This is a genomic window from Lonepinella sp. MS14436 (assembly GCF_042470565.1).
Lineage (GTDB): Bacteria > Pseudomonadota > Gammaproteobacteria > Enterobacterales > Pasteurellaceae > Lonepinella.
This window is the reverse complement of record NZ_CP170385.1, coordinates 1,187,870-1,211,527: the sequence shown is the minus strand read 5'-3', so window position 1 is coordinate 1,211,527 and position 23,658 is coordinate 1,187,870. Positions and strand designations below refer to the sequence as shown.

Genomic DNA, 23,658 nt, shown 5'->3' with positions numbered 1-23,658 from the left:
AAGGAAACTCGGTCTTTTTATGCAAAAAATTAACAGTTGGCAACAATATCACGAACAAGCAAAAAAATTAATTCAAATCGCTATTCCTATTCTTCTCGCTCAAATCGCCCAAAATTCAATGGGATTAGTGGACACCATTATGGCTGGACGAGTGAGTGCAGCGGATATGGCAGCCATTTCGGTTGGGGCATCTATTTGGTTTCCGTTAGTCCTTTTTGGACAAGGCTTATTGTTAGCCCTACCCCCAACCATTTCCTACTTAAACGGTTCGGGACAACGTTCTGATATTGCTCATCAAGTACGACAAGGTTTGTGGATTATCTTGTTGGTTTGTATTCCATTAGGACTTCTTATTTACCATAGTGATGTGGTGATTCAAGCTATGAATATGGAAGAAAAACTAGCTAATATTACAATAGGTTATCTACACGCCATGTTATTCGGATTGCCTGCTTATTTATTATTAATTAATTTTCGTTGCTTAAATGACGGCGTAGCTAAAACGAAACCTGCTATGGTCATTACCTTTATCGGCTTATTATTGAATATTCCGCTGAACTATATCTTTATTTATGGCAAATTTGGGGTACCAGCCTTTGGTGCGGTAGGTTGTGGCATTGCCACGTCTATTGTTAATTGGGCAATGTGTATAATGATGATCGCTTATAGTCGTCAATCTTATCATTTACGTGATCTCAAAGTGTTTGAGCAACTAATTGAGAAACCTGATTTTTCTACCCTGAAGAAATTGCTTAAACTTGGTTTTCCGATTGCAGTCGCATTATGGGCGGAAGTGGCATTATTTGCGTTGACTTCATTATTTTTATCCCCGCTCGGCACGGATATGGTGGCAAGCCATCAAATTGCGTTAAATACTAGTTCTTTTGTATTTATGTTCCCTATGTCGTTAGGCATGGCAACCACTATTTTAGTTGGGCAACGCTTAGGCGAAAAATCCCCAGAGCAGGCTAAAAAAGTGTCTTATATTGCCATTGCTGTAGGTTTAAATATTACCGTTATTACTGCCTTTGTCACAATCTTCTGGCGTGAACAAATTGCTCAAATTTTCGTAAAGGATCTGCATGTTATCACACTGGCTAGTTCATTGTTAATTGTCGCTTCGCTTTATCAATTCTCTGATACTCTGCAAGTACTGGCGGGTGGCGTATTACGTGGCTATAAAGACACCAAAGCCATTTTATATATCACTATTTTTTGCTATTGGATATTGGCAATGCCCATAGGTTACACGCTTGCCATGACCGATTGGATCATGCCACACTTAGGGGCTATGGGCTTTTGGATTGGTTTTGTAGTCGCCTTAACGGCTGCGGCGGTTTTGTTATTATATCGGATGTGGCGATTACAGGGGCTGTCTGATGAGCTGTTATTATCAAGATTGGAGTTGATTAAATAAGTTGGCTTTGCCCCCCTTCCCCCTTCGGGGACTTCCCCCCACAAGCAGGGGGAAGAAAAGCATCTTCATTCACCACGAGTGAGGAAAAGTATCTTAATTCACCGTAAGTGAGAAAAAGCATCTTCATTCACCGTAAGTGAGAAAAAGCATCTTCATTCACCGCAAGTGAGGAAAAGCATCTTCATTCACCGCAAGTGAGGAAAAGCATCTTCATTCACCACAAGAGGGAAAAAAGTATCTTCATTCACCGCAAATGAGGAAAAAGCATCTTCATTCACCGCAAGACGGGAAAAAGCATCTTTATTCGCCGCAAGTGAGGAAAAGTATCTTTATTCTGCAAGAGAGGAAAAAGCATCTTTATTTACCGCAAGTGAGGAAAAGAAAGAGTCGTTTATTTCTTTCCCCCTGCTTGCGGGGGGAAATGCCCAACGGGCAAAGGGGGGCAAAAATTAAACAATCCCACCTTAAAAAAGCTGTTCAGGGCAATACTCACCATCTAAATAAAAATAAATCTCCTCCAATACATTATTTAAACGATATTTCACATCACCATTATCAAATCTCAGGACAGTAAATCCTTGAGAATTCAAATATCTCGTTCTTTTTGCATCATAAATTAATGCACTATCTTCATAATGTTGAAACCCATCAACTTCAATAATTAATCTAGCAGAATAAGAAAGGAAATCTACAATATAATTTCCCACAATAACTTGTTTCCTAAAATGATGACCTTTAAGGTATCTTAAATTCAACTAATAAACGTAATTTTTGATGAAGTAAAAAAAGCTAAAAACTTTTTTCAGCAAAGAGAAGAAAAAAAATTCTTCCCTTTTGCTGAAATGATAAAAAATGCTCATTTTTGCTCCTCGTCCAAAAATCGCGAAAAATGGAACATTTAAAATCTGAGCAAAGGTACGAAATCGAAGCCTTACTGCAAAAAAATCACACACAAAAAGAAATTGCCGAGTATTTAGGCAAAAGCGAAGCCACTATCAGCAGGGAAATCCGCAGAAATTGCGACCAAAGAAGCGGAAAGTACCGTGCTGAATTGGCTATGAGAAAATGTGCTGACAGGCACAAAAATAAGCGTAAAAAAATCCGCTTTACCGAAGCAATAAAACAAGAGGTAATTAATTTGTTGTCAAAAGATTACAGTCCTGAACAGATTGTTGGCACGATGAAATTAGCGGGCAAAGAAACAATCTCTCACGAGCGAATTTATCAATTTGTTTGGCAAGACAAAAAACAAGGCGGAAAGCTACACAAACACTTTCGGACGAAAGGAAAACGCTATCGGAAGCGAGGCGATTTGAAGGACAAAAGAGGCATTATTACAGGGAAAAAAAACATTTCCGAACGTCCAAAAATCGTTGAAGAACGCACCAGAGTTGGCGATTTTGAGGTTGATTTAGTCATCGGAAAAAACTATAAACAGGCGATTTTAACGATGAACGACAGGGCGAGTGGTTACACATTTATAAGGCTTTTGCAGAGCAAAAAATCGGAGGAAGTGAAGTGTGCAATAATAGAAATATCTATTGAAAATCAGTTAATTATACACACTTTGACTTCGGACAATGGCAAGGAGTTTTCCAGGCATAAGGAAATTTCTGAAGCGTTAAACTTGGATTATTATTTTGCGAATCCGTATCACAGTTGGGAGCGAGGTTCTAACGAGAATTACAACGGACTTTTGCGGCAGTATTTTCCTAAGGATAAGGATTTTAGCCAGATAACTCAGGCGGATTTGGATGTGGTTCAAGACAAATTAAACAACCGTCCGCGAAAAAGATTTGGATTTTTATCACCAAAACAAGTATATTTACAACTAATTAACAGCGACTAAAAAAATTGCATTTATTACTTGAATGTGCGTATTTTTTACGTAAATGAAACCACAAAATACTTTCTTCTTCCGTTAAATTACGCCTTAATCTTTTACTGTTGTTAATCAATGTGCAGGTATTATTCGGACGAATATTTTTCACCATAATTTACTCCATAAAAATAACCATTATGAAATAAATAGATAAAATTCAAAGAATCTATAATTGATTTTGGAATGAAAATCACAAAATTAGTTTGTGTAAATAGGTGGAAACCTTTCCAGCTACTCTCGGCACACAGAAATTCTGACTTTGGCTGCTTTCTTCCGAACCTGACCGAGTAAACCAGACACCATTGCGAAAGACCGAAAAGGTTTCCATTGGATAAGCATCAAATGCTTAGGTCGTGAATTATGCTATAAAGTTAGGGGGATTGCAAATGTTTATAAAAAATAAATCAATACATAAACACGAATAAATCTTATTAAATCTATTGCAATAGATTATCGTTTAATTTATACTCAGCTTTCTTTTTGAACAGTCTAATTTTTAGACTATTTTTATATTTAATTTTGATTAAGGGTAATCTAATGAAATTCAAGTTTAGCTTAATTTACACCGCACTTTTCGCTGGTGTTTCTTTTGGTGCTTATGCTGAAACAAGTCAGCAAACAACCGAACAGCTTGATGCAATTGAAGTTTCTGACAGTCTTCATGAACCAGCAAGCTATCGTTCTTATTCTGTTGCCAGTGACGGTAAATTACAAGACAGCGTCAACTTAGGTTTATTAGGTCGTGCGACTAACTTCACTGCCCCAATTACCGTAGTGAAATACGATGCTAAAGTCATTGATGACACCCAAGCTCGTACTTTGGTGGACGTGATTGCCAAAAAAGATGCGTCCGTGTGGCAATTCGGTGGTGAAACCAACACTTTAACAGGTTTATATTTCCGTGGTTATCAATTAGATGCCCGTCAATTTAGCGTAAACGGCTTGGCTGGAATGTACGGTACACAAGGCACATCAAGCGTGTATGCGGATTCTGTACAATTAATTAAAGGCGGAAATACCGCACTTTCAGGCATGGATCCTGAGGGGGCAACAGCAGGTGCAGTCAATATTGAAACCAAACGTGCTAGTGATCAAGGCAACCGTAAAGTGGGTGTAGGCTATTTTAGCGACAATCGTTTACAAGGTACATTTGACTTAGGTCAACGTTTTGGCGAAGGCAAACAATTTGGTGTGCGTGTGAATGGTAAAATGCGTGAGGGCGATACCCCTCGCACAGGCTACTGGGAAGACAATAAAGAATTTTCTTTAAATGCGGATTATAGTGGCGATAAACTTTATGTGTCTTTCGATAGTTTCTATGCGAAACGTAAAACCGAGGGCGGTCGTGCGCGTATTCAAGATATTCAAAATGCTAAAGCCCGTTTATTTGATGCCTTAGACGGTGAAAATAATCTTCAACCAAGTTGGCAAGCACAAGATACCCGTAGTCAAACCAATATGCTGACCTTTGACTACTATACCGACTATAACTTCCAAATTTCGGGCGGAGTCGGTTATAACGATGCTCGTTATTATGGTAACTTTGCTTCTGCTACCCCATCTACAGATGGTCAATCTTACAATGCGGGACGTTCTCGTATGACCGATCAACGTTTCCAAACCTTAAGCAGTAACTTAGCCGCTCGTGGTGAATTCTCAACAGGTTCAGTAAGCCACAACTGGAGTACCTCATTCGATCACATTGATCGTCGTCGTCAAACCTATCGTGGTACCTCTCAAGCACCAAACCAAAACTTAACCATTTATCCTTATGGAAATGCAGCAGGACAAACTTTAGCCCAACAATTAGCTAACATTCCGCAAGGCAATGTATTTAGTAATGGTTTTGAAGCTAATCCAAACTTAGATGCAACGATCCGTGCAAATAGCCTTGCCCTATCAGATACACTTGGCTTTGCGGAAGATAAATTCCGTGTCACTTTAGGTGGTCGTTTCCAATGGACATCTTATAAAGATAATATCAAACAAGCGAAAGGTGATGCACATCGCTTTAGTCCAATGTTTATGGTGTCTTACTTACCTAACCCTGACCTCGTGTTCTACGGTAACTATATGGAAGATTTAGAACCTGCGGACATTAAAACCGATGATAGTGGTAATACAACAATGTCAAAACCACGTGTTAGCCGTCAATTAGAATTAGGCGTACGTAAAAACTGGGGTGATGTCGTAACTTCATTTAACGTATTCCAAGTTCGCCGTGAAGGTTACTGGCGTGGTAATGCCACAAGAGGTACTGACTTTAATACATCAGGTGCATCGGCTGGGGATTCTCAAGGTATCGAACGCAACCGTGGTATTGAATTTAATATCTACGCTAATTTGTTAGATAAAACTGTGCGTCCAAGTTTAGGTATTATGTACTTACAATCTAAAGTGAAAGATTATCCAAACTATGCAGATAATTTAGTCAATGGTTATCAAGTGGCAAATCCACGTTGGGTGGGTAAAGCAGGGATTGAATGGGATACACCATTTATCCAAGGTTTAACTTTAAGCACCAATATACAACACTTTGGCAAATCTTACCAAGATACGCAAAAAACTTACGCTTTCCCATCATACACCTTAGTAGATGCTGGAGCAAAATACCATACCAAGTTGGGTAACGGTCACGCTATCACTGTGAGAGCTCAAGTCGAAAACTTATTCAACAAAGCCTATTGGCAAGTACAACGTGGTCAATACGACCGTAGCTTCGCCGTGTTAGGTATGCCAAGAACGTATTGGACAACGGTTGAATATTCATTCTAATTTACATTTTGACTTATTCACAAGGGGCGGATAAACTGCCCCTTTTGTTGCATGGCAAATAACATTGTCTTGTTTTTAAATAAATGTCAAATTGACAGTAATACAAAGTATTATATAATACATAGTATGTCACCAAGAGAGTATAAATGTACACTATCGTTGAAACCGAAATATTTAAATCCAAAGTAGATCGCATTTGGACTCGTGATGAGCGACTGGAATTTTTGAGTTTTTTATCAAATAATCCGCTTATAGGTGACGTGATACCCAAATCGGCAGGATTAAGAAAAGTGCGTTGGCAGGCTAATGGACACGGAAAACGTGGAGGCGCAAGAGTAATTTATTTTAATCTGCTTGATGATGGTCTGATTGTTGCTCTTGATATTTATACGAAAAATGAAAAAGAAAATTTATCTCAACAAGAAATGAAACACTTGAAAGGAATAAAAAATGAACAATAATATTAGCCAAACATTACAACAAAAAAGCCAAAATTGGAATATCGAAACGATGGTGAATGCTGTCATTGCTGATGATCCTGAGATGGAACAGTTGCGTGAAAGCTTGACACAGGCTTTATCCGAAGTGAAACGAGGGAAATATGCTCGTCAGACGGAAATTGCCATCTCCCCCATTGTGGAAACTCGCACCAAAGTAGGACTTTCCCAACATAAATTTGCTGAAAAATTGGGGATTTCTGTGAATACATTACGCTCATGGGAACAAGGGCTACGCCGTCCGAGTGGTGCGGCTGCAACGTTGTTATCTTTATTGAATAAGCACCCAGAACTCGTATTAGATTTACACTAATCAATTTCTAAAAATATTTTATGAACTGGCAAACAGAATTAAATAACAGTTTTAGTTGGCTTCTCACCACTCTCTTTTGGTTAAATTTAGGATTATTTTGCACCGCACTTTTATTGCGGAAAACCGCCTTTGGAAAAAAATTCTGGTTGATCACAAAGCCTTGCATACAAAATAGCAACCAGTTCAAAATGATGAGTTTGATACTGTTGCTCCTCATTTTTATCCTATTAGAAGTTCGTATTAGCGTACTCAACTCTTTCTTTTACAACGGATTATATAGCTCATTACAAGACAAAAAAGCCGATGCTTTCTGGTTTTTTGCCTTGTTAAACGCCATGCTGGTAGGTTTTAAAATTATCCATTCCATTTTGAATTATCTCGTCCGTCAAGTATTTGAAATTCGTTGGCTGGAAAAAATGAACGAAGAAATGCTCCATCGCTGGTTACAATATAAAAACTACTATCGAATTAAATATGAAAAAAATTTACCCGATAATATCGACCAACGTATTGAACAAGATGCTCGCGAATTTATTACAGGAACAGTAGAACTGTTAGACGGCATGATCGGATCAATCGTAGCGATTATTGAGTTTACCGTCATTTTGTGGGGACTATCTGGCTTACTTCCCTTATTTGGCATTGAAATTCCCAAAGGAACCGTATTTTTTATTTATACTTTTATTATCCTCGCCACGGCAATGTCCGTATGGATTGGTTATCCGTTAATCAAATTAAATTATGCCAAAGAAAAATACGCTGGGGATTATCGTTATTCCTTAATTCGGGTACGCGATAATGCAGAAAGTATCGCATTCTATGACGGCGAAACACAGGAATATTCCCATTTAAAAGCCAAATTTAACCAAATTATTCAAAACCGTTGGACGATAGTTCGCCGTATGTTGGGTTTAGATGGCTTTAATACGGGTGTTACTCAATTTGCCATGATTTTACCTTTAATGCTACAAGCCCCTCGCTTTTTTGCAGGGCTTGCCACCTTAGGCGATATGCACCAAACCGTGCAAGCCTTTAACCGTTTAATGCGTGCATTGTCATTTTTCCGTTTATTTTATGAACAATTCACCCTGTATCAAGCACGCTTAAACCGTTTGTATGATTTTATGTTTACCTTAGATCAGCTTGATAAACAACAGATTATTCAACCAATAGAATGTGGTTTAGGCATTAAATTAAAAGATTTCGGTTTAAAAGATCAGCACGGCGAAGTCTTGTTACAACAAGTCAATTTAGAGCTTAATGCAGGTGATGCACTGTTAATTCAAGGACCGTCTGGAGCGGGTAAAACCACTTTATTGAAAGCCATTGCAGGGATCTATCCCTTTGAAACTTTTGGTTATTGCGAACGCCCTTGTAATGCCAATGTACTGTTTTTACCGCAACGCCCTTATATGCCACAAGGCACATTACGTCAGGCAATTTGTTATCCGAATATAGATCCTCACCATGCTGATTTAGAGCTATATATGGAAAAATGCCGTCTACGCAATTATATTCATGCATTGGATCAAGAAAACGACTGGCAAGCTACCCTTTCCCCTGGGGAATTACAACGGGTGGCATTTATTCGTATTTTCCTGACCAAGCCGAACATTGTGTTTTTAGATGAAACCACCTCCGCCCTTGATGAGCCGACCGAATATATTCTGTACCGCAAAATTCGTGAAAAACTACCGAATATGATTGTGTTAAGTATTGGACATCGTGGTACACTACACCAATTTCATAATAAGGTGTTTGATTTGGGGTTATGCCGAATTTGATGATATTCTGCAATAGCCCCCCTCAGTCCTGCGGACAGCTCCCCCCGCAAGCAGGGGGAGCGAAAATTTCTCATATATCCTTCCCCTTACTTGCAGGGAGAAATACCAGATGGACGAAGAGACAAAGAGTTGTCATTCTCTTGAAATGACAAAAAAGAAGCGATTTCCTTCCCCCTGCTTGCGTGGGGAAGTGCCCAAAGGGCGAAGGGGGGCAACCCCACCAATTTATTTAAAACAGGAAGCTCTTATGACAGAACAAACCTTTATCCTAGGCAAAGATGCTGCCCTTGAAGACAGTATCGCAAAATTTCAACAAAAATTAACCGCACTTGGTTTCAATATTGAAGAAGCCTCTTGGCTTAATCCTGTGCCGAATGTGTGGTCGGTGCATATTCGAGATCGTGATTGTCCACAATGTTTTTCTAACGGCAAAGGTGCGAGCCAAAAAGCCGCATTGGCATCAGCGTTAGGCGAATATTTTGAACGTCTTTCCACGAACTATTTCTTTGCGGATTATTATTTAGGACAAGATATTGCCAACGGCGAGTTCGTTCATTACCCAACTGAAAAATGGTTTGAAATTGATGATGAGGATTTATTGCCAGAAGGCATTTTAGATGATTATTTGCTCGGTTATTACGATCCTGAGGGAGAATTAACCCCTGAATTATTAGTGGATCTGCAATCAGATAATTATGATCGTGGTATCGTAGCGATGCCTTATATTCGTCAATCGGATCAACAAACCGTGTATATTCCGCAAAGCATTATTGCTAATCTGTATGTATCCAACGGTATGTCGGCAGGTAACACTAAGAATGAAGCTCGTGTACAAGGCTTATCGGAAGTCTTCGAACGTTATGTAAAAAATCGCATTATTGCAGAAGCCATTAGTTTACCGAAAATCCCAACGGAAGTGATTGCTCAATATCCGACTATTCAAGCCTCTATTGAAAAATTAGAACAGGAAGGTTTTCCGATTTTAGCCTACGATGCTTCATTAGGGGGAAAATACCCTGTCATTTGTGTGATTCTGCTTAATCCTAACAATGGTACTTGTTTTGCTTCCTTTGGGGCTCACCCAAATTTCCAAGTGGCATTTGAGCGGACGGTGACGGAATTGTTGCAAGGGCGTAGCTTAAAAGATTTAGACGTGTTTACTCCCCCGTCTTTTAATAATGATGATGTAGCAGAACATGCCAATTTAGAAACGCACTTTATTGATTCGAGCGGTTTAATTTCGTGGGATTTATTTAAACAACAAGCGGATTATCCGTTTGTGCATTGGGATTTTTCGGGTAGCACAGAACAAGAATATCATAATCTAATGTCTATCTTTAATGCGGACGGCAAAGAAGTTTATATTATGGATTACAATCATTTAGATGTGTATGCTTGCCGTATTATCGTGCCGTCAATGTCGGATATTTACCCTGTGGACGATTTAATATACGCTAATAATAATATGGGTATGGACTGGCGTGAAATCCTGTTAGATTTACCGCACTTCCACCACGATGCAGATACTTATCAAGAATTATTGGACGAATTAGACGAGCAAGGCATTGATGACGCTACCCGTGTGCGTGAATTTATCGGTATTGTGCCACCACCAAAATCAGGTTGGACGACCTTACGTGTGGGTGAATTAAAATCAATGCTTTATCTCGCTTTAGGTGATTTGGAATTGGCATTAGACTGGGCGAATTGGGCATACAATATGAACAGCTCCGTGTTCACACCAGAACGTGCCAACTACTATCGTTGCTTAATCAGCAGTATAGAGTTATTCCTTGATGAAGATCGTGAACCTGAACAATATCGGGAAGTGTTTGAGAAAATGTACGGTAAAAGTACGGTGGATTTTGCGTGGAAAGCGGTAAATGGTGGTAATCCGTTCTATGATTTATTGGCAGATGATGAACATTTACAAAAATTTGCAGCACATCAAAAATTACTTGCTGCTTATGCTAAATTACAAAAAGCTAAAAAAGAAAATTGGAAGTAAATAGGAGAAAAAATGGCATTTAGTTCCTTATTTACCTTACTCGATGATATTGCATCGGTATTAGATGATGTAGCGTTAATGACCAAAGTCGCAGCCAAGAAAACGGTTGGAGTGATCAGCGATGATCTAACCTTAAACGCTAACCAAGTAAGCGGAAAAGACATTGCGGCGAGTCGAGAATTGCCGATCGTGTGGTCGGTGGCAAAAGGATCACTATGGAATAAATTTATTCTGATTCCCATAGCCTTATTATTTGCTATATATTTACCCTCATTTATTAATATTCTGTTAATGATCGGCGGTGCTTATTTATGCTTTGAAGGCATGGAAAAATTAGTCCATAAATTTTTGCATAAAAATCATAATGATTTAGACCGCACTTTAGAAACTAGTAATAGCAACAATAGTAATGAAACAGATAGAATCAGAGGTGCAATTAAAACGGATTTTATTCTCTCCGCAGAAATAATCATTATTGCCTTAGGTTCAATTCAAGAAGCTGAATTATTACCTAAAATATTGACATTATTAGCAGTAGGTATTGGCATTACGGTTTTTGTATATGGATTAGTTGCTTTCATCGTAAAATTAGATGATATTGGTTTGTGGTTAATCCAGAAAGAAAACACCGTAGCACAGCAAATTGGTAAGTTTTTACTGTTTTTTATGCCTTGGTTTATGAAATCCTTATCAGTGATTGGAGTGATCGCCATGTTTTTAGTGGGCGGTGGGATTTTTGTGCATTATTTACCCGTATTACACCACTTTATTGAAAGCCTACAAATTAATAGTTATTTTTCTTTTTTAGTTGATTTATTCATTGGTATTCTAATCGGTGCTATTAGTTGTGCAATTTTATTACCTTTAATTGCGTTATTTAGTAAAAATTCCGTTCAAAGCGAGTAAATTAACTTAAATAAAAAACCCTTTGACTTATTCTCAAAGGGCTTTTTTATTCACAACATCTAATTACAAAGCAGAAACATTTAGACTTGAACCGCCAACAATGCGAACTCGAGTACCTGCTTTAGTTAACTTCTCATCGTATTTTTGCACAACAACGATTTCGTTACCATCATCTTTCTTAATAGTAATTTCTAAAGAGTCAACCTGAGTTGCTTTTTCTTCGACCTTGCTACCGATTACAGCACCAGCAACCGCACCAACCGCACTTGCTAACACTTGACCTCTACCGCCACCAATAGTAGAACCAGCAACACCGCCAAGCACACCACCACCTACTGTACCAAGCACACCTTGATTATCTGCTTGAATTTTAACAGAACGAGCAGAAACGATAGTACCATAGCTAATTGAACGTGCTTCTTTTGATTGATTTCCTGAATACACATCACCACTATAGATATCTGTATTAGCACAACCCGTCACGCCGACAACGGTAAGAATTGCTAATGCTAATGTAATTTTTTTCATGTTAATTAACCTTTATTTATAGAACGATACCAACTCTTGATACCCAAGAACGTGATTCAGAGCGAGAAATATTATCTACTCTATCTTCATATACTCGGATGCAAGAACCAGTCACTATATCTGAATCATATTGTACTACTTCTGTAACTGTTTCAGCTACCTCTTGATGCTTATTACCTTCACAGTTATCCTTTCTTACAGTTAATTTTAAGTCATCACCTGCATATTGACTAGATAAGATAGTTCCTTTGTAAGAATTATCATCAAATTTGCTTGAACAAGCAGATAATCCCAGTGCAAATATTGCTAATGCTAAAGTAAATTTTTTCATTCACCAAACCTCAATAATATTCTTAATGTTATAGGGATGAACCTTAATGCACACGGAATTCTCACTTTTATCAGCAAAACTTACGGCGATTGATGGATTTGGTAATCGTTCACCATCAACTTTTGGTACACTCACTTTAACACTAAGCGTTGTTAATTTGTTCCATAAAAAATTTTTTTCAAGACGGCTTAACCATTGTGAAACACTTTCATCTTCCTCAAATGGTATAACAATCTCAATATGTTCCCACGATTCCAATGGATAACATTTATTTTTAGGAAACGGTAATTCGACAATATCCACTGATTTCCCTAATAATATTAACGGTTCATTTAATTGTATTAAATAAATTCTCCTGTCGTTAACAATATTGTCGCTTAGAATTGTACCGAACTTCATTAATAACGCCAACCAATTTTTAACATTTTTATCACTATTTACTCGTACTGCCAGATGATCAATTTCATATTTCATTAAATCTATCCCCATCACTTGAGCTAGCTGACTAATTTTTTGTTGAAAATGTTCAAATTCAGCCAATGTGGTCAGATCAGAGTAGGAAAATAAAGCAGAAGACATAGTTAGCACCTCTAAATAAGAGTAAAACATAAACAATTTGCCATAATATAACAATTATGGCTAAGATAATATACAAATTTACCTTATAATACTTGAACTTACTAAAAGACAGATGTAAGGTATATCGTCTTAAAATTTTACTATTTTTTATTATTGGAGAATATTATGAAAATTATTTTACTAGGTGCACCAGGTGCAGGGAAAGGAACACAAGCTCAATTTATTATGAATAAATTCGGTATTCCACAAATTTCGACTGGCGATATGTTACGAGCAGCCATTAAAGCTGGTACAGATTTAGGTAAACAAGCTAAAACCTTAATGGACGCTGGTCAATTAGTACCAGATGATTTAATTATTGCTTTAGTAAAAAATCGTGTTGCACAAAAAGACTGTGAAAAAGGTTTCCTATTAGACGGTTTCCCTCGCACTATTCCACAAGCCGATGCGTTAAAATCGGTCGGTATTAGTATTGATTATGTTTTAGAATTTGATGTGCCAGATGAGGTGATCGTTGAACGGATGAGTGGTCGCCGTGTTCACCAAGCCTCAGGTCGAACTTATCACGTGGTTTATAACCCGCCAAAAGTAGAGGGAAAAGATGACATTACGGGTGAAGATTTAATTATCCGTGCAGATGATAAACCAGAAACGGTATTAGACCGTTTAAAGGTCTATCACAACACTACTAAACCATTAGTGGATTACTACCAAGCAGAAGCAAAATCTAGCGATACTAAATACTTCCGTTTAGACGGTACTAAAAAAGTAGAAGAAGTGAGTGCGGAATTAGATAAAATCTTATCTTAATCGACAATATAAAAAGAGTGCAGATCAATCAATTTTGCACTCTTTTTTATGCTAATAATGGCTCTTGATTATTATTTTTATTCAAACCATGGGATATAGTTAACAAGGAATATATTATGTTCAAACGCTTATCAGGTCCAATCTATCCTCTTTTTATCTTTTTTATTGTCAATTTAATACTGTTATCTATCAGCCGATTAGGGCTTTCCTTATGGCAAAGTGAACGTATTGGCGAGTTTAGTAACTGGGTTCAACTTTTCTTAAATGGTATTCGAATTGACATCTCTGCTCTATGTTGGTTATTTTCACCATTAATCATCTTAAGCATATTCTTTACGGGTAAAAATAAATTTGGGCAATTCATCCAAAGTGTGATAAAAATTGGCTTAGTCATAGAAAGTACATTCCTGCTCTTTATGGAATTTGCAACCCCTGCTTTTATCAATACTTATGATCTTCGTCCTAATCGTTTATTTGTAGAATACTTGGTCAACCCCAAAGAAGTGTTCACCATGTTATGGAATGGACACTTAGCGGCATTAATTTCTGCCCCAATTTTAACCGCACTTTGTGCTTTTTTATTCTGGAAACTAGCAAATAACGCCTTTAAAAATATCATTTATCCTAAATGGCACAATCAATTAATCACTCGACCACTCGTCTTTTTATTAATTGGTGGTATCACCTTTTTAGGTGCAAGATCTAGTTTAGAACACCGCGGCATTAATCCTGCGATGGTAGCTTTCTCACCCGATCCTTTAGTTAATTCGTTGGTATTAAGCTCTGGCTATTCTCTACTCTTTGCAATTCAACAAATGAAAGATGAAGGCAATGCAGCGGAAATTTACGGAAAAATGCCGTTAGATGAAGTGATTAGTACCTTAAAAGCCGTGCGTAATCGTCCTGAATCTGACTATATTTCAACAGAATTACCAACCCTAAGTCAAAATCAAGCCAGTTATCAAGGTAAACCAAAAAACTTGGTGATTATCTTGGAAGAAAGTTTAGGGGCACAATTTATCGGTACGTTAGGCGGAAAACCACTTTCACCGAAAATTGATGAACTCGCCAAACAAGGTTGGTTATTTGAAAATCTGTATGCCACGGGTACACGTTCAGTGCGTGGAATTGAAGCCGTCACCGCAGGATTTACGCCAACCCCAGCTCGTTCTGTAGTGAAATTACCAGGTAGTCAGCAAGGCTTTTTCACTATCGCTGAATTATTAAGTAAACAAGGCTATCACACATCCTTTATTTACGGCGGTGAAAAACATTTTGATAATATGGCGAGCTTTTTCTATGGCAACGGTTTCCAGCAAATTATTGATGAAAAAGATTATGTTAATCCACATTTTACCGCTACTTGGGGCGTAAGTGATGAAGATTTGTTTAATAAAGCCAACGACACCTTTAATCAATTACATCAACAAGGCAAACCATTCTTTAGCTTAGTGTTTACCTCAAGCAATCACGATCCTTTTGAATTTCCAGTGGGTAAAATTGACTTGTATGAACAACCACAAGCCACCAGAAATAATGCTGCCAAATATGCAGATTTTGCCACAGGGTTGTTCTTTGATTTAGCCAAACAATCCGATTATTGGAATGATACGATTTTCTTAATCATTGCTGATCACGATTCTCGTGTAGGCGGAGCGGCGTTAGTGCCAGTGCAACATTTCCATATTCCAGCGTTAATTTTAGGTAAGGATATTGAAGCAAGACGTGATCCTCGCTTAGTCAGCCAAATTGATATGCCGACTACACTTTTATCACTAATTGGTATCAGTGCTAATTATCCGATGCTAGGCTACGATCTCACTCGTCCAGAAGATCCCAATCGTGCTTTAATGCAATACGACAAAACCTTTGGTTATATGCGAATGCAAAATAATCAGTTAGAAACTGTGATTTTACAACAAGGCAAACCAGCAGAAAGTTATGTTTATTCACCAGACAGCAAAACATTAACTGCTATTGAGGGTAATGATGAAATGAAAAAACAAGCGTTAGCCTATTCCCTGTGGGGAAGCTATGCTTATAAACAACGTTTGTATCAACTTGGAGATAGTAAGAAGTAAAAATATATGAGATCAATACCCTGCACTAGTTCAGGGTATTGATCATTATGATTGTTTGGTATTTTCCACCACACTAAATACCAAAAAACAACTCACTAACAACACTAATGCTGTCACCGCCCCTTGTTCCCCTCGATAACTGCCTAACTGTTGATACAATAAATAAGGTAAAGAACTAAAATCTTGATTGCCAAATAACGCTATGGCAGTGAAATCGCCCAAAGACAAACAACTTGCCAAAGCAAACGCATATTTCACTGGTTGGCTCAAGGCTTGCCATTCGATCAATTTAAAACGAGTCCAGCCAGTAATCCCTAACGATTGACAAAGGCGTTCGTAGTAGGTCAAGTTATTTTGCATTGGCACTGCCAAAATGCGGATAACAAAAGGTAAAGCCAGCACAGCGTTGCATAAAATAATCAACACAAATAATTGTACGGTGGAAAATTGCCAGTCTTTTAGCCACAAAAATAAACCCGTGGCTAACATTAACATTGGCACCGCCAGAATAACCATCGTGATATTAATAATAGCGTTTGACATTCGGTGTAGCCCTTGCCAATGTAACCGACGTGATGCTAATAATAAACCGACCGCCAACATCAACGCCAGCAAGGCTGATAATGGGGCAATCGTAAAGGAATATGCCATTGCTTGCCATAAGGCAGATTGTTGCCAAACAGAAAAAATGGCGTTGGAAAAGACCGCACTTAGCAAGGTGTTTAACAGGGGTAAGAGTAGAAAAATAGATAATAGAATTAAACAAAAAACTTGTTCAATTTTCACCGCAGTTGATTGTTTGGCGAACCAGCAAACCGATTGATTTAGTTGACTTTCTGATGTACGACCTAACACACTACTTAACGCAAATAACACAAAAAAACAGACAAATTGCAAAGTCGCAAATTGAGCGGATTTAGCTAAATCAAAATCAAATACAATAGCTTGATAGATCGCCACTTCCAAAGTCGTGTATTTGGGTCCACCGCCCAGTACCAGTACAATCGCAAAACTGGTAAAGCAAAGCATAAAAATCAGCACAAAAGTAGGTAAAATCTGCTGACGTAAATAAGGTAATTCAATCCAACGAACAAACTGCCAACCACGAATGCCTAATTGAGCGGATAATTGATGCTGTTGGACAGGAATAGCCTGATAGACTTGTAAAAACATTCGCATTGCAAGGGGGATATTGAAGAAAAGATGAGCAATTAAAATACCGCTTAAACCATAAATATCAGGTCGCCAAGCTATGCCCAACCTTGCACATAGTTGAGCTAACCAACCTGATGCCCCATACACACCTAAAATACCGAACACCGCCACTAAAGACGGCAATACAAAGGTCAGCGAGAAAATTCGCAATAGCCAAGATTTCCCCCAAAAAGATTGATAAAAAAACGCTCGAGCAAACAACCAACCGAAGAATACCGATAACAATGCCGATAAGCCAGCTTGCCAAAAGCTAAAATATACGACTTGCCGAACATAGCTATTTTGCACTAAAGCATGCCATAGTCCTTGCCATAAATGACCATCTGAATTTTCATTCCCGAAGCTAAATACGGCAAATAAACTATTGATATATAGGCTAAATAACAAACCCAACACCAATAGCCCAGCCACATAATGTCGCCATTTTAACTGGCGACCTATTTGTTTATATTGAGCAAAAATAGACGGCAATCCTATTGACTTAACACCGCTTGCCATTTTTCCGTCCAGCTTTTGATATTTTCATTGCTTACTTTTTCTGTATCTAAAGCTTGAACATTAAACTGATGAGCTTTTAACGCATCAAAGTGCGGTTCAATTTTTGCTGAACTCACAGAAAGCATGACATTTTTGGGAATCAGCACCTGTTGAGCTTGCGGACTTACCATAAATTGGATAAATTTATCGGCACATTCATTCACCTGTGGTTTATTAATTTTAGCAATGGTATCCACTTGATAAACTGCACCATCGGTAAAATCCGTGGCAACATATTGATCAGTTTTATCTTTCAATAAATGATAAATCGGTGATGTGCTATGGCTAAACACAAGATCCGATTCCCCTTTCAAAAATGCCCCGTAAGTTTCAGTCCAACCCTTGCCAACGGTAACTGTATGTTTGGCTAAGGTTTTCCATGCTTGCTCGGTTTGTTGTTGAGGATAAGCTAAGTTTAACCACACCAAAAAACCACGTCCCATACTGCTAGTGCGTGGATCTTGATAAATCACACGTAAATCTTGGCGTTCAACTAATTCTTTTAAGGTTTTTGGCGGATTGGTTAATTTGGTTTTATCATAAATAAACGCAAATTGTCCAAATTCATAAGGAATGAAAGTTTGATCTTGCCATTCAAAAGGCAAGGAAAGTGCGGTTAAATCCACCTGAGTTTTGGCGAACAATCCACTTTGGTAAGCTGCTTCTTTTTGGAAATTATCCAACCCAATAACAACGTCGGCAACGGTTTTTTTACCCTCTAAACGTAAACGGTTAAACATGGTATTGCGATTATCAAATACTTGATAACTCACTGCACATTGTGAATTAGCTTGTTCAAATAATTGTTTCACTTCATTGCCTGGTCCCCAGTCTGCACCAAAAAATTCTTCGGTATAAATATTGACAGTCTGCGGAGCTGCAAACACAGCGGTTGAAATAGTGGAAAGTGCGGTGAAAAAAGAAAGTGTTTTTAATTTAGACATAAAAAATCCTTTAATTGATGAGTATTCGTACTCTATTAAAGGAATTCAAGTGCGGTCAAAATTGACAAAATTTTTTGACCTTTCTCAAATCCCTACGCTGATATTAATCGGTTCAGGTTCTACGGGTATTTTCTCAGCCTTTATAAAGCACCCCGATGAGAACAGCTTTAGTTTAATCTTTTTTACGCCAAATTTGCAACTAATTAAATTTGTTTTTTTGCCACAATCGCCCTGTGCCATCTAAGGATGAATAAAATAATTCTCTTAATCATATTCCGATAATTAAACACGCTCTAACTTTGCCAAATGAGCAATCAGCCATTTAATTCCTTGCCCTTGGAAAGCAATTTGTAATCGAGTATTGTGATCTGCCCCTTCCACATTAATAATCGTTCCTTGCCCAAATTTAGCATGGCGAACTTTCTGCCCTTTTTTCCAATCGCTGTCGTCATGACATAAAATTTGGCTATTTTGCACCGCACTTTTAGACACAACTTGTTGATTATAGGCTCGTGTCACCGTACCACGTAATCGCACCGATTGAATACATTGTTCAGGTAATTCATTAATAAAGCGAGAGGGAATATGGCGTTCTTCTTTACCATATAAACGGCGACTTTCTGCATAGCAAATCGTCAGTTTTTGTTTCGCTCGGGTAATCCCAACATAAGCCAAACGGCGTTCTTCTTCTAATCGCCCTGGTTCTTCTAGGGACATAAAACTTGGGAAAATCCCTTCTTCTACGCCCACCATAAAAACTCTTGGAAATTCTAATCCTTTGGCGGAATGTAAAGTCATCATCTGCACGCAAGCCTGATGTGGACTGGCTTGTTCTTCCCCTGCTTCCAAAGACGCATGGGTTAAAAAAGCGGTTAAATCTGACATATCTTCCGCTTCGTCAGGTTTAATAAATTCTCGTGTGGCAGAAACCAGTTCTTCCAAGTTTTCAATCCGAACTTCGCCTTTTTCCCCTTTTTCTTGTTCATACATTTTGTATAAGCCCGAATGTTTAATCACAAAATCTGTCTGAGCAAATAAAGGCATTTCAACGGTTTCTTGGGTAAGCGAATTGATTAATTCTACAAAACGCAATAATGCGGTTGCCGCACGTCCTGCCAATTTATTATCGCTGATCGCCACTTGTGTCGCTTGCCATAAGGTAATTTGTCGCTCACGAGTCAGTTGACGCAACACCTCTAAGGTTCTATCACCAATCCCTCTGGTTGGGGTATTAATCACTCGTTCAAAAGCCGCATCATCATGTGGATTATTAACCAATCGCAGATAAGCCAACGCATCTTTAATTTCTTGTCGTTCAAAGAATCGCATTCCGCCATAAATACGATAAGGAATTTGAGCTCGAATAAGGGCTTCTTCTAATACCCGAGATTGACTATTACTACGATATAACACCGCACAATCTTGTAAATTCCCCCCATCTTCTAACCAAATTTTAATCTGTGATGACACAAACAAGGCTTCATCAAGCTCATTAAACGCCGCATAAATGCCAACAGGTTCACCTTGATCGCCTTGCGTCCAAAGGTTTTTACCCAATCGATCGCTATTATTGGCAATCAATTCATTGGCGGACTGCAAAATATTACCCGTGGAACGATAATTTTGTTCTAAACGAATGGTTTGAGCTTGTGCAAAATCCTCTAAGAAATGTTGGATATTTTCAACTTGAGCACCACGCCAACCATAAATAGATTGATCGTCATCACCAACGATCATCACATTACCTGTTTTACCCGCTAATAGCTTAATCCACGCATATTGAATTTTGTTGGTATCTTGGAATTCGTCCACCAGAATTTGACTAAAACGGCGTTGATAACTTTGTAAAATAAATGGATTTTTGGCAAATAATTCATAGGCACGTAATAAAATTTCGGCAAAATCCACCAAGCCAGAACGATCACAAGTTTCTTGATAAATCTGATAAATACGAATCCATTCTTTTTCGTGACGATTATTCATATCTTCAATTTGATGTGGACGTAATCCCTCATCTTTTTGATGGTTGATATACCAACAGGCTTGTTTTGGAGGGAAATTTTTTTCATCATAGTTATGTAATTTTAATAAACGTTTAACCAGACGAAGCTGATCTTCACTATCCAAAATTTGAAAATCCTGAGGTAACTTGGCATCCGCATAATGGGAACGCAATAAACGATGAGCAATACTGTGAAAGGTACCAACCCACATAGCAAATAAACTTTGTTCGGAATGTTGCATTAAGGTTTGTTGAATCCGATGACGCATTTCCGCCGCTGCTTTATTAGTGAAAGTGACCGCCATAATGTTTCCAGCAGAAATCCCCTCCACTGCCACCAACCAAGCAATCCGATGCGTTAATACACGGGTTTTTCCACTCCCCGCCCCTGCTAATACTAAATAATTGCCCAGTTTTGCCGTAACAGCTTCACGCTGTTTATCATTTAAACCATCAAGTAATTCTGAAATATCTGCCATAATTATTAATTTAATCTGTTTTTATTTACAGTAAATTATAGCCATTTTTTAGACGTAAAACAATGAGAATTTTAACTATCCTGTTATTTACAAATGAAGCATTAAGTATTATAGTGCATTGCGTTAGTCGGGGTGCTAGTGTACCAGCTGAGAACATACCCGTGAACCTGATACAGTTAACGCTGACGTAGGAAACTAACGGAAGAAAAAATTCACCTGAATTAGTTCTTTTCTGTTTAAGGTAAATTCCTTTTAGGTGTTAGCTTATTTTACTCATCAAATATAAGGAATAAGTTAATGAAAACCTGCTTTATATCCCATTTATCTCGTTTTTCCAAAGGTCGAAAAACTTCTCTAAAAATCACCGCACTTTGTGGTTTATTAACCGTTTTATTTAGCCCCAATGCCATCGCCGAAGGTAAATTGACAGTGTACTGTAGTGTGCAAAACGTTACTTGTGAAAAAGTGACGCAACATTTTGCCGAAAAATACAATGTGGAAACTCAATTTGTGCGTAACAGTACAGGAACGATTCTTGGCAAAATTAAAAGCGAGAAAAGTAATCCACAAGCCGATGTTTGGTACGGCGGCACCTTAGAACCTCATTTACAAGCAGTAGATCAAGGTTTACTTGAATCCTATCGCTCCCCATTACAAAAAGACATCATGCCAAGATTTAATCAATTAATGCAACAACGAGGTGATTTTATTTCTATTATTTATTTAATGGAATTAGGCATTGGTGTCAACACGGAAAAACTCGCCAAACTTGGTATTCCCGAACCAAAATGCTTTAAAGATTTACTGGATCCTGCGTTTAAAGATCAAATTCAATATGCGGATCCTCGGGTATCTGGCACGGGTTACTCTTTTTTAACCACCTTGATTGAATTATTTGGTGAGCAACAAGCCTTCGACTATTTAAAAAAATTACACAACAACGTAGCACAATACAGCAAAAGCGGTTTAGCCACGGGTAATTTGGCAACGGGTGAAGTCGCGGTGGACATTAGTTTTATGCACAGTTATGTGCGAGAACAAGAGAAAGGTTCACCCGTAAAAGGGATTTTACCCTGTGAGGGCATTGGTTACACCTTAGGGGCAACCAGTATTATTAAAGGTGCGAGAAATTTAGATAATGCTAAATTATTTATTGATTATCTACTTAGCCCTGAAGCCCAAGAAATTCCTTGGCGAGAAGCTGATTCCTATCAGCTCCCAACCAATATCCATGCTCAACCCGCACCAAAAGCGAGTGATCCGACAAAATTAAAATTTATTGATATTGATTTTATTCGCTTCGGTTCAAATGAAGAAAGTAAACGGTTATTAGAAAAATGGTTTGAAGCTACCAAAGCCGATAACTAACATGAGATTAGCCTGTTTTAATTGGCTTTAAACAGGCTAAAACTCACCTAAAATTAACCGCACTTCGCCACTATAAATGGTCGCTCGCCCTGTTCGTGCAAAACCGATCAGGGTGAGATCACAATCTTCCGCCATTTTCACCGCAAGATCGGTACTGGCAGAAATCGCTATCAGCATTTCAATACCACAAGTTACGGTTTTTTGTACCATTTCATAGCTGGCTCGACTGGTCACTAACACCAAGCCTTGTGGTTTACCCGCTTTGGCGTGCCAACCTAACAATTTATCCAATGCAACGTGTCGTCCCACATCTTCCCGAATAGCCAGCAAATCGCCTTGTGGATCGAAAAAAGCCGCGGCATGAGTTGAGCCTGTTTGTTTACCTAAAATTTGAGCATTTTGAATTTGCGTTAAACAGTCATCTAATCGGTTTAAATCAAAGGTCAAAGTGCGGTGTAATTTCGCCAATTTTTTAGTAACTTGGCTTAATTGTTCCGAACCACAAATCCCGCACCCTGTCCTGCCAGTCAATGTGCGGCGAAGTTCTTTTAATCGAACAAAACAGCGAGTCGCCAGTTCAATTTGCACTTCAATACCTTGGCAACTGGTGATAATATCAATGCCATAAATATCACTTGGTTGATCAATAATGCCTTCGGTTAAAGAAAAGCCATAAGCAAAATCTTCAAGCTCCATTGGGGTACACATCATCACGGTGTGAGAAATGCCGTTATAGACTAAAGCAACTGGGGTTTCTACCGCTAAACAATCCATCTGTTGTCGAATATCCAACTGTTGAGTTGGGGATTTTTTAACCGTATTAATGGTACGTCTTTGGTATGGAGGAAATGAAAACGTTTGCGACATATTGCGTATCCATCGGCAAATTGAGTTGGGGAAATTTTACCTTTTAATGCTTTAAACTGCAAATTGTGACATAAGCTGAAAATTGCCTAATACTCACATACAGTGTTAGGAATGTAACGCCACACCGTGACTAAACGATACAAGATGCGGAGCATCGTTACCATGCCTAACCCTGTACGCCAGCACAGGTTATAGCTATTTAATTGATAACTATTCTTATTTCATTGATTTATGAGATAATTTAATTTGTTTTTTGTGATCTGCGTCAAAATAATTTTCTTGTATAAGGTAGATTTAGCCCTGTGATTGTTGTATTCTATACAGTGATTTTTAAC

Annotated in this window: 19 protein-coding genes, 1 other RNA gene and 2 riboswitches; of the genes, 11 read left to right on the top strand and 9 right to left on the bottom strand. The window is 38.2% G+C overall.

The window, feature by feature from the left end; translation table 11 throughout:
- Positions 1-19 precede the first annotated feature (19 nt).
- On the top strand, positions 20-1,417 hold the full coding sequence (locus O1Q81_RS05775; protein ID WP_386696474.1) for an MATE family efflux transporter: 1,398 nt from the start codon (positions 20-22) through the stop codon (positions 1,415-1,417).
- Positions 1,418-1,881: 464 nt separating this feature from the next.
- On the opposite strand, the gene O1Q81_RS05770 is transcribed toward O1Q81_RS05775, so the two are convergent.
- Positions 1,882-2,124, bottom strand: coding sequence for an endonuclease domain-containing protein (locus O1Q81_RS05770; RefSeq protein ID WP_386696472.1), 243 nt, complete (start codon positions 2,122-2,124; stop codon positions 1,882-1,884).
- Positions 2,125-2,306: 182 nt separating this feature from the next.
- On the opposite strand from O1Q81_RS05770, the gene O1Q81_RS05765 reads away from it, so the two are divergent.
- Positions 2,307-3,266, top strand: coding sequence for an IS30 family transposase (locus tag O1Q81_RS05765; RefSeq protein WP_386696470.1), 960 nt, complete (start codon positions 2,307-2,309; stop codon positions 3,264-3,266).
- A gap of 254 nt (positions 3,267-3,520) precedes the next feature.
- Here O1Q81_RS05765 and ffs read toward each other — a convergent pair.
- An RNA gene (ffs, locus tag O1Q81_RS05760) (signal recognition particle sRNA small type) lies at positions 3,521-3,618 on the bottom strand.
- Between the two features lie 218 nt (positions 3,619-3,836).
- Here ffs and O1Q81_RS05755 point away from each other — a divergent pair.
- The 6 genes from O1Q81_RS05755 (at position 3,837) to O1Q81_RS05730 (ending at position 11,582) form a co-directional block, all read left to right on the top strand.
- On the top strand, positions 3,837-6,074 hold the full coding sequence (locus tag O1Q81_RS05755) for a TonB-dependent receptor (protein ID WP_386696469.1): 2,238 nt from the start codon (positions 3,837-3,839) through the stop codon (positions 6,072-6,074).
- 146 nt (positions 6,075-6,220) lie between these two features.
- Positions 6,221-6,535, top strand: a complete 315-nt coding sequence (locus O1Q81_RS05750; RefSeq protein WP_386696467.1) for a DNA-binding protein — start codon at positions 6,221-6,223, stop codon at positions 6,533-6,535.
- Positions 6,525-6,884, top strand: coding sequence for a helix-turn-helix domain-containing protein (locus O1Q81_RS05745; RefSeq protein ID WP_386692847.1), 360 nt, complete (start codon positions 6,525-6,527; stop codon positions 6,882-6,884). Before O1Q81_RS05750 ends, O1Q81_RS05745 begins: the two co-directional genes overlap by 11 nt.
- 20 nt (positions 6,885-6,904) lie before the next feature.
- Complete coding sequence (locus tag O1Q81_RS05740; protein WP_386696465.1) at positions 6,905-8,668, top strand: ABC transporter ATP-binding protein/permease; 1,764 nt, start codon at positions 6,905-6,907, stop codon at positions 8,666-8,668.
- Between the two features lie 247 nt (positions 8,669-8,915).
- Positions 8,916-10,676 (top strand): 30S ribosomal protein S12 methylthiotransferase accessory factor YcaO, encoded by a 1,761-nt coding sequence (ycaO, locus tag O1Q81_RS05735; RefSeq protein WP_386696463.1) that lies wholly within the window; start codon positions 8,916-8,918, stop codon positions 10,674-10,676.
- Positions 10,677-10,688: 12 nt separating this feature from the next.
- Entirely contained in the window at positions 10,689-11,582 is an 894-nt protein-coding gene (locus tag O1Q81_RS05730) for a DUF808 domain-containing protein (RefSeq protein WP_386696461.1), read from the top strand.
- A gap of 63 nt (positions 11,583-11,645) precedes the next feature.
- Here the strand turns inward: O1Q81_RS05730 and O1Q81_RS05725 are convergent, their stop codons facing one another.
- The 3 genes from O1Q81_RS05725 to O1Q81_RS05715 are packed head-to-tail and all read right to left on the bottom strand — an operon-like array spanning position 11,646 to position 13,020.
- A complete protein-coding gene (locus tag O1Q81_RS05725) occupies positions 11,646-12,110 on the bottom strand; it encodes a glycine zipper 2TM domain-containing protein (RefSeq protein WP_386696459.1) in 465 nt (154 codons plus the stop codon).
- 16 nt (positions 12,111-12,126) lie between these two features.
- Positions 12,127-12,441 (bottom strand): hypothetical protein, encoded by a 315-nt coding sequence (locus O1Q81_RS05720; protein ID WP_386696457.1) that lies wholly within the window; start codon positions 12,439-12,441, stop codon positions 12,127-12,129.
- Entirely contained in the window at positions 12,442-13,020 is a 579-nt protein-coding gene (locus tag O1Q81_RS05715; RefSeq protein WP_386696455.1) for a VOC family protein, read from the bottom strand. It abuts the gene before it with no gap.
- Between the two features lie 165 nt (positions 13,021-13,185).
- Here O1Q81_RS05715 and adk point away from each other — a divergent pair, with 165 nt between their 5' ends.
- Both adk and O1Q81_RS05705 read left to right on the top strand, forming a co-directional pair.
- Complete coding sequence (gene adk, locus O1Q81_RS05710) at positions 13,186-13,830, top strand: adenylate kinase (protein WP_386685836.1); 645 nt, start codon at positions 13,186-13,188, stop codon at positions 13,828-13,830.
- 116 nt (positions 13,831-13,946) lie between these two features.
- Complete coding sequence (locus O1Q81_RS05705) at positions 13,947-15,911, top strand: LTA synthase family protein (protein ID WP_386693700.1); 1,965 nt, start codon at positions 13,947-13,949, stop codon at positions 15,909-15,911.
- Between the two features lie 45 nt (positions 15,912-15,956).
- Here the strand turns inward: O1Q81_RS05705 and thiP are convergent, their stop codons facing one another.
- The 3 genes from thiP to uvrD form a co-directional block, all read right to left on the bottom strand.
- Positions 15,957-17,624, bottom strand: coding sequence for a thiamine/thiamine pyrophosphate ABC transporter permease ThiP (gene thiP / locus O1Q81_RS05700; RefSeq protein ID WP_386696453.1), 1,668 nt, complete (start codon positions 17,622-17,624; stop codon positions 15,957-15,959).
- Positions 17,600-18,607 (bottom strand): thiamine ABC transporter substrate binding subunit, encoded by a 1,008-nt coding sequence (gene thiB / locus O1Q81_RS05695; RefSeq protein WP_386696451.1) that lies wholly within the window; start codon positions 18,605-18,607, stop codon positions 17,600-17,602. The genes thiP and thiB overlap by 25 nt, the downstream gene beginning before the upstream one ends.
- A 71-nt stretch (positions 18,608-18,678) precedes the next feature.
- A riboswitch (TPP riboswitch) is annotated at positions 18,679-18,772 on the bottom strand.
- 117 nt (positions 18,773-18,889) lie between these two features.
- A complete protein-coding gene (gene uvrD / locus O1Q81_RS05690) occupies positions 18,890-21,088 on the bottom strand; it encodes a DNA helicase II (RefSeq protein ID WP_386685828.1) in 2,199 nt (732 codons plus the stop codon).
- Positions 21,089-21,206: 118 nt separating this feature from the next.
- Positions 21,207-21,299: riboswitch (TPP riboswitch) on the top strand.
- A gap of 86 nt (positions 21,300-21,385) precedes the next feature.
- On the opposite strand from uvrD, the gene O1Q81_RS05685 reads away from it, so the two are divergent.
- A complete protein-coding gene (locus O1Q81_RS05685) occupies positions 21,386-22,456 on the top strand; it encodes an ABC transporter substrate-binding protein (RefSeq protein WP_386696449.1) in 1,071 nt (356 codons plus the stop codon).
- A gap of 36 nt (positions 22,457-22,492) precedes the next feature.
- Here O1Q81_RS05685 and fdhD read toward each other — a convergent pair whose 3' ends face one another.
- Positions 22,493-23,323: a formate dehydrogenase accessory sulfurtransferase FdhD gene (gene fdhD / locus O1Q81_RS05680; RefSeq protein WP_386696447.1), complete on the bottom strand. Its 831-nt coding sequence runs from the start codon at positions 23,321-23,323 to the stop codon at positions 22,493-22,495.
- Between the last annotated feature and the right edge of the window lie 335 nt (positions 23,324-23,658).

Excerpts from the sequence above, each read along its gene's own strand:
- O1Q81_RS05775 (WP_386696474.1), top strand. The coding sequence starts at position 20 with ATGCAAAAAATTAACAGTTGGCAACAATATCACGAACAAGCAAAAAAA.
- O1Q81_RS05765 (WP_386696470.1), top strand. The coding sequence starts at position 2,307 with ATGGAACATTTAAAATCTGAGCAAAGGTACGAAATCGAAGCCTTACTG.
- O1Q81_RS05755 (WP_386696469.1), top strand. The coding sequence starts at position 3,837 with ATGAAATTCAAGTTTAGCTTAATTTACACCGCACTTTTCGCTGGTGTT.
- O1Q81_RS05750 (WP_386696467.1), top strand. The coding sequence starts at position 6,221 with ATGTACACTATCGTTGAAACCGAAATATTTAAATCCAAAGTAGATCGC.
- O1Q81_RS05745 (WP_386692847.1), top strand. The coding sequence starts at position 6,525 with ATGAACAATAATATTAGCCAAACATTACAACAAAAAAGCCAAAATTGG.
- O1Q81_RS05740 (WP_386696465.1), top strand. The coding sequence starts at position 6,905 with ATGAACTGGCAAACAGAATTAAATAACAGTTTTAGTTGGCTTCTCACC.
- ycaO (WP_386696463.1), top strand. The coding sequence starts at position 8,916 with ATGACAGAACAAACCTTTATCCTAGGCAAAGATGCTGCCCTTGAAGAC.
- O1Q81_RS05730 (WP_386696461.1), top strand. The coding sequence starts at position 10,689 with ATGGCATTTAGTTCCTTATTTACCTTACTCGATGATATTGCATCGGTA.
- O1Q81_RS05725 (WP_386696459.1), bottom strand. The coding sequence starts at position 12,110 with ATGAAAAAAATTACATTAGCATTAGCAATTCTTACCGTTGTCGGCGTG.
- O1Q81_RS05720 (WP_386696457.1), bottom strand. The coding sequence starts at position 12,441 with ATGAAAAAATTTACTTTAGCATTAGCAATATTTGCACTGGGATTATCT.
- O1Q81_RS05715 (WP_386696455.1), bottom strand. The coding sequence starts at position 13,020 with ATGTCTTCTGCTTTATTTTCCTACTCTGATCTGACCACATTGGCTGAA.
- adk (WP_386685836.1), top strand. The coding sequence starts at position 13,186 with ATGAAAATTATTTTACTAGGTGCACCAGGTGCAGGGAAAGGAACACAA.
- O1Q81_RS05705 (WP_386693700.1), top strand. The coding sequence starts at position 13,947 with ATGTTCAAACGCTTATCAGGTCCAATCTATCCTCTTTTTATCTTTTTT.
- thiP (WP_386696453.1), bottom strand. The coding sequence starts at position 17,624 with ATGGCAAGCGGTGTTAAGTCAATAGGATTGCCGTCTATTTTTGCTCAA.
- thiB (WP_386696451.1), bottom strand. The coding sequence starts at position 18,607 with ATGTCTAAATTAAAAACACTTTCTTTTTTCACCGCACTTTCCACTATT.
- uvrD (WP_386685828.1), bottom strand. The coding sequence starts at position 21,088 with ATGGCAGATATTTCAGAATTACTTGATGGTTTAAATGATAAACAGCGT.
- O1Q81_RS05685 (WP_386696449.1), top strand. The coding sequence starts at position 21,386 with ATGAAAACCTGCTTTATATCCCATTTATCTCGTTTTTCCAAAGGTCGA.
- fdhD (WP_386696447.1), bottom strand. The coding sequence starts at position 23,323 with ATGTCGCAAACGTTTTCATTTCCTCCATACCAAAGACGTACCATTAAT.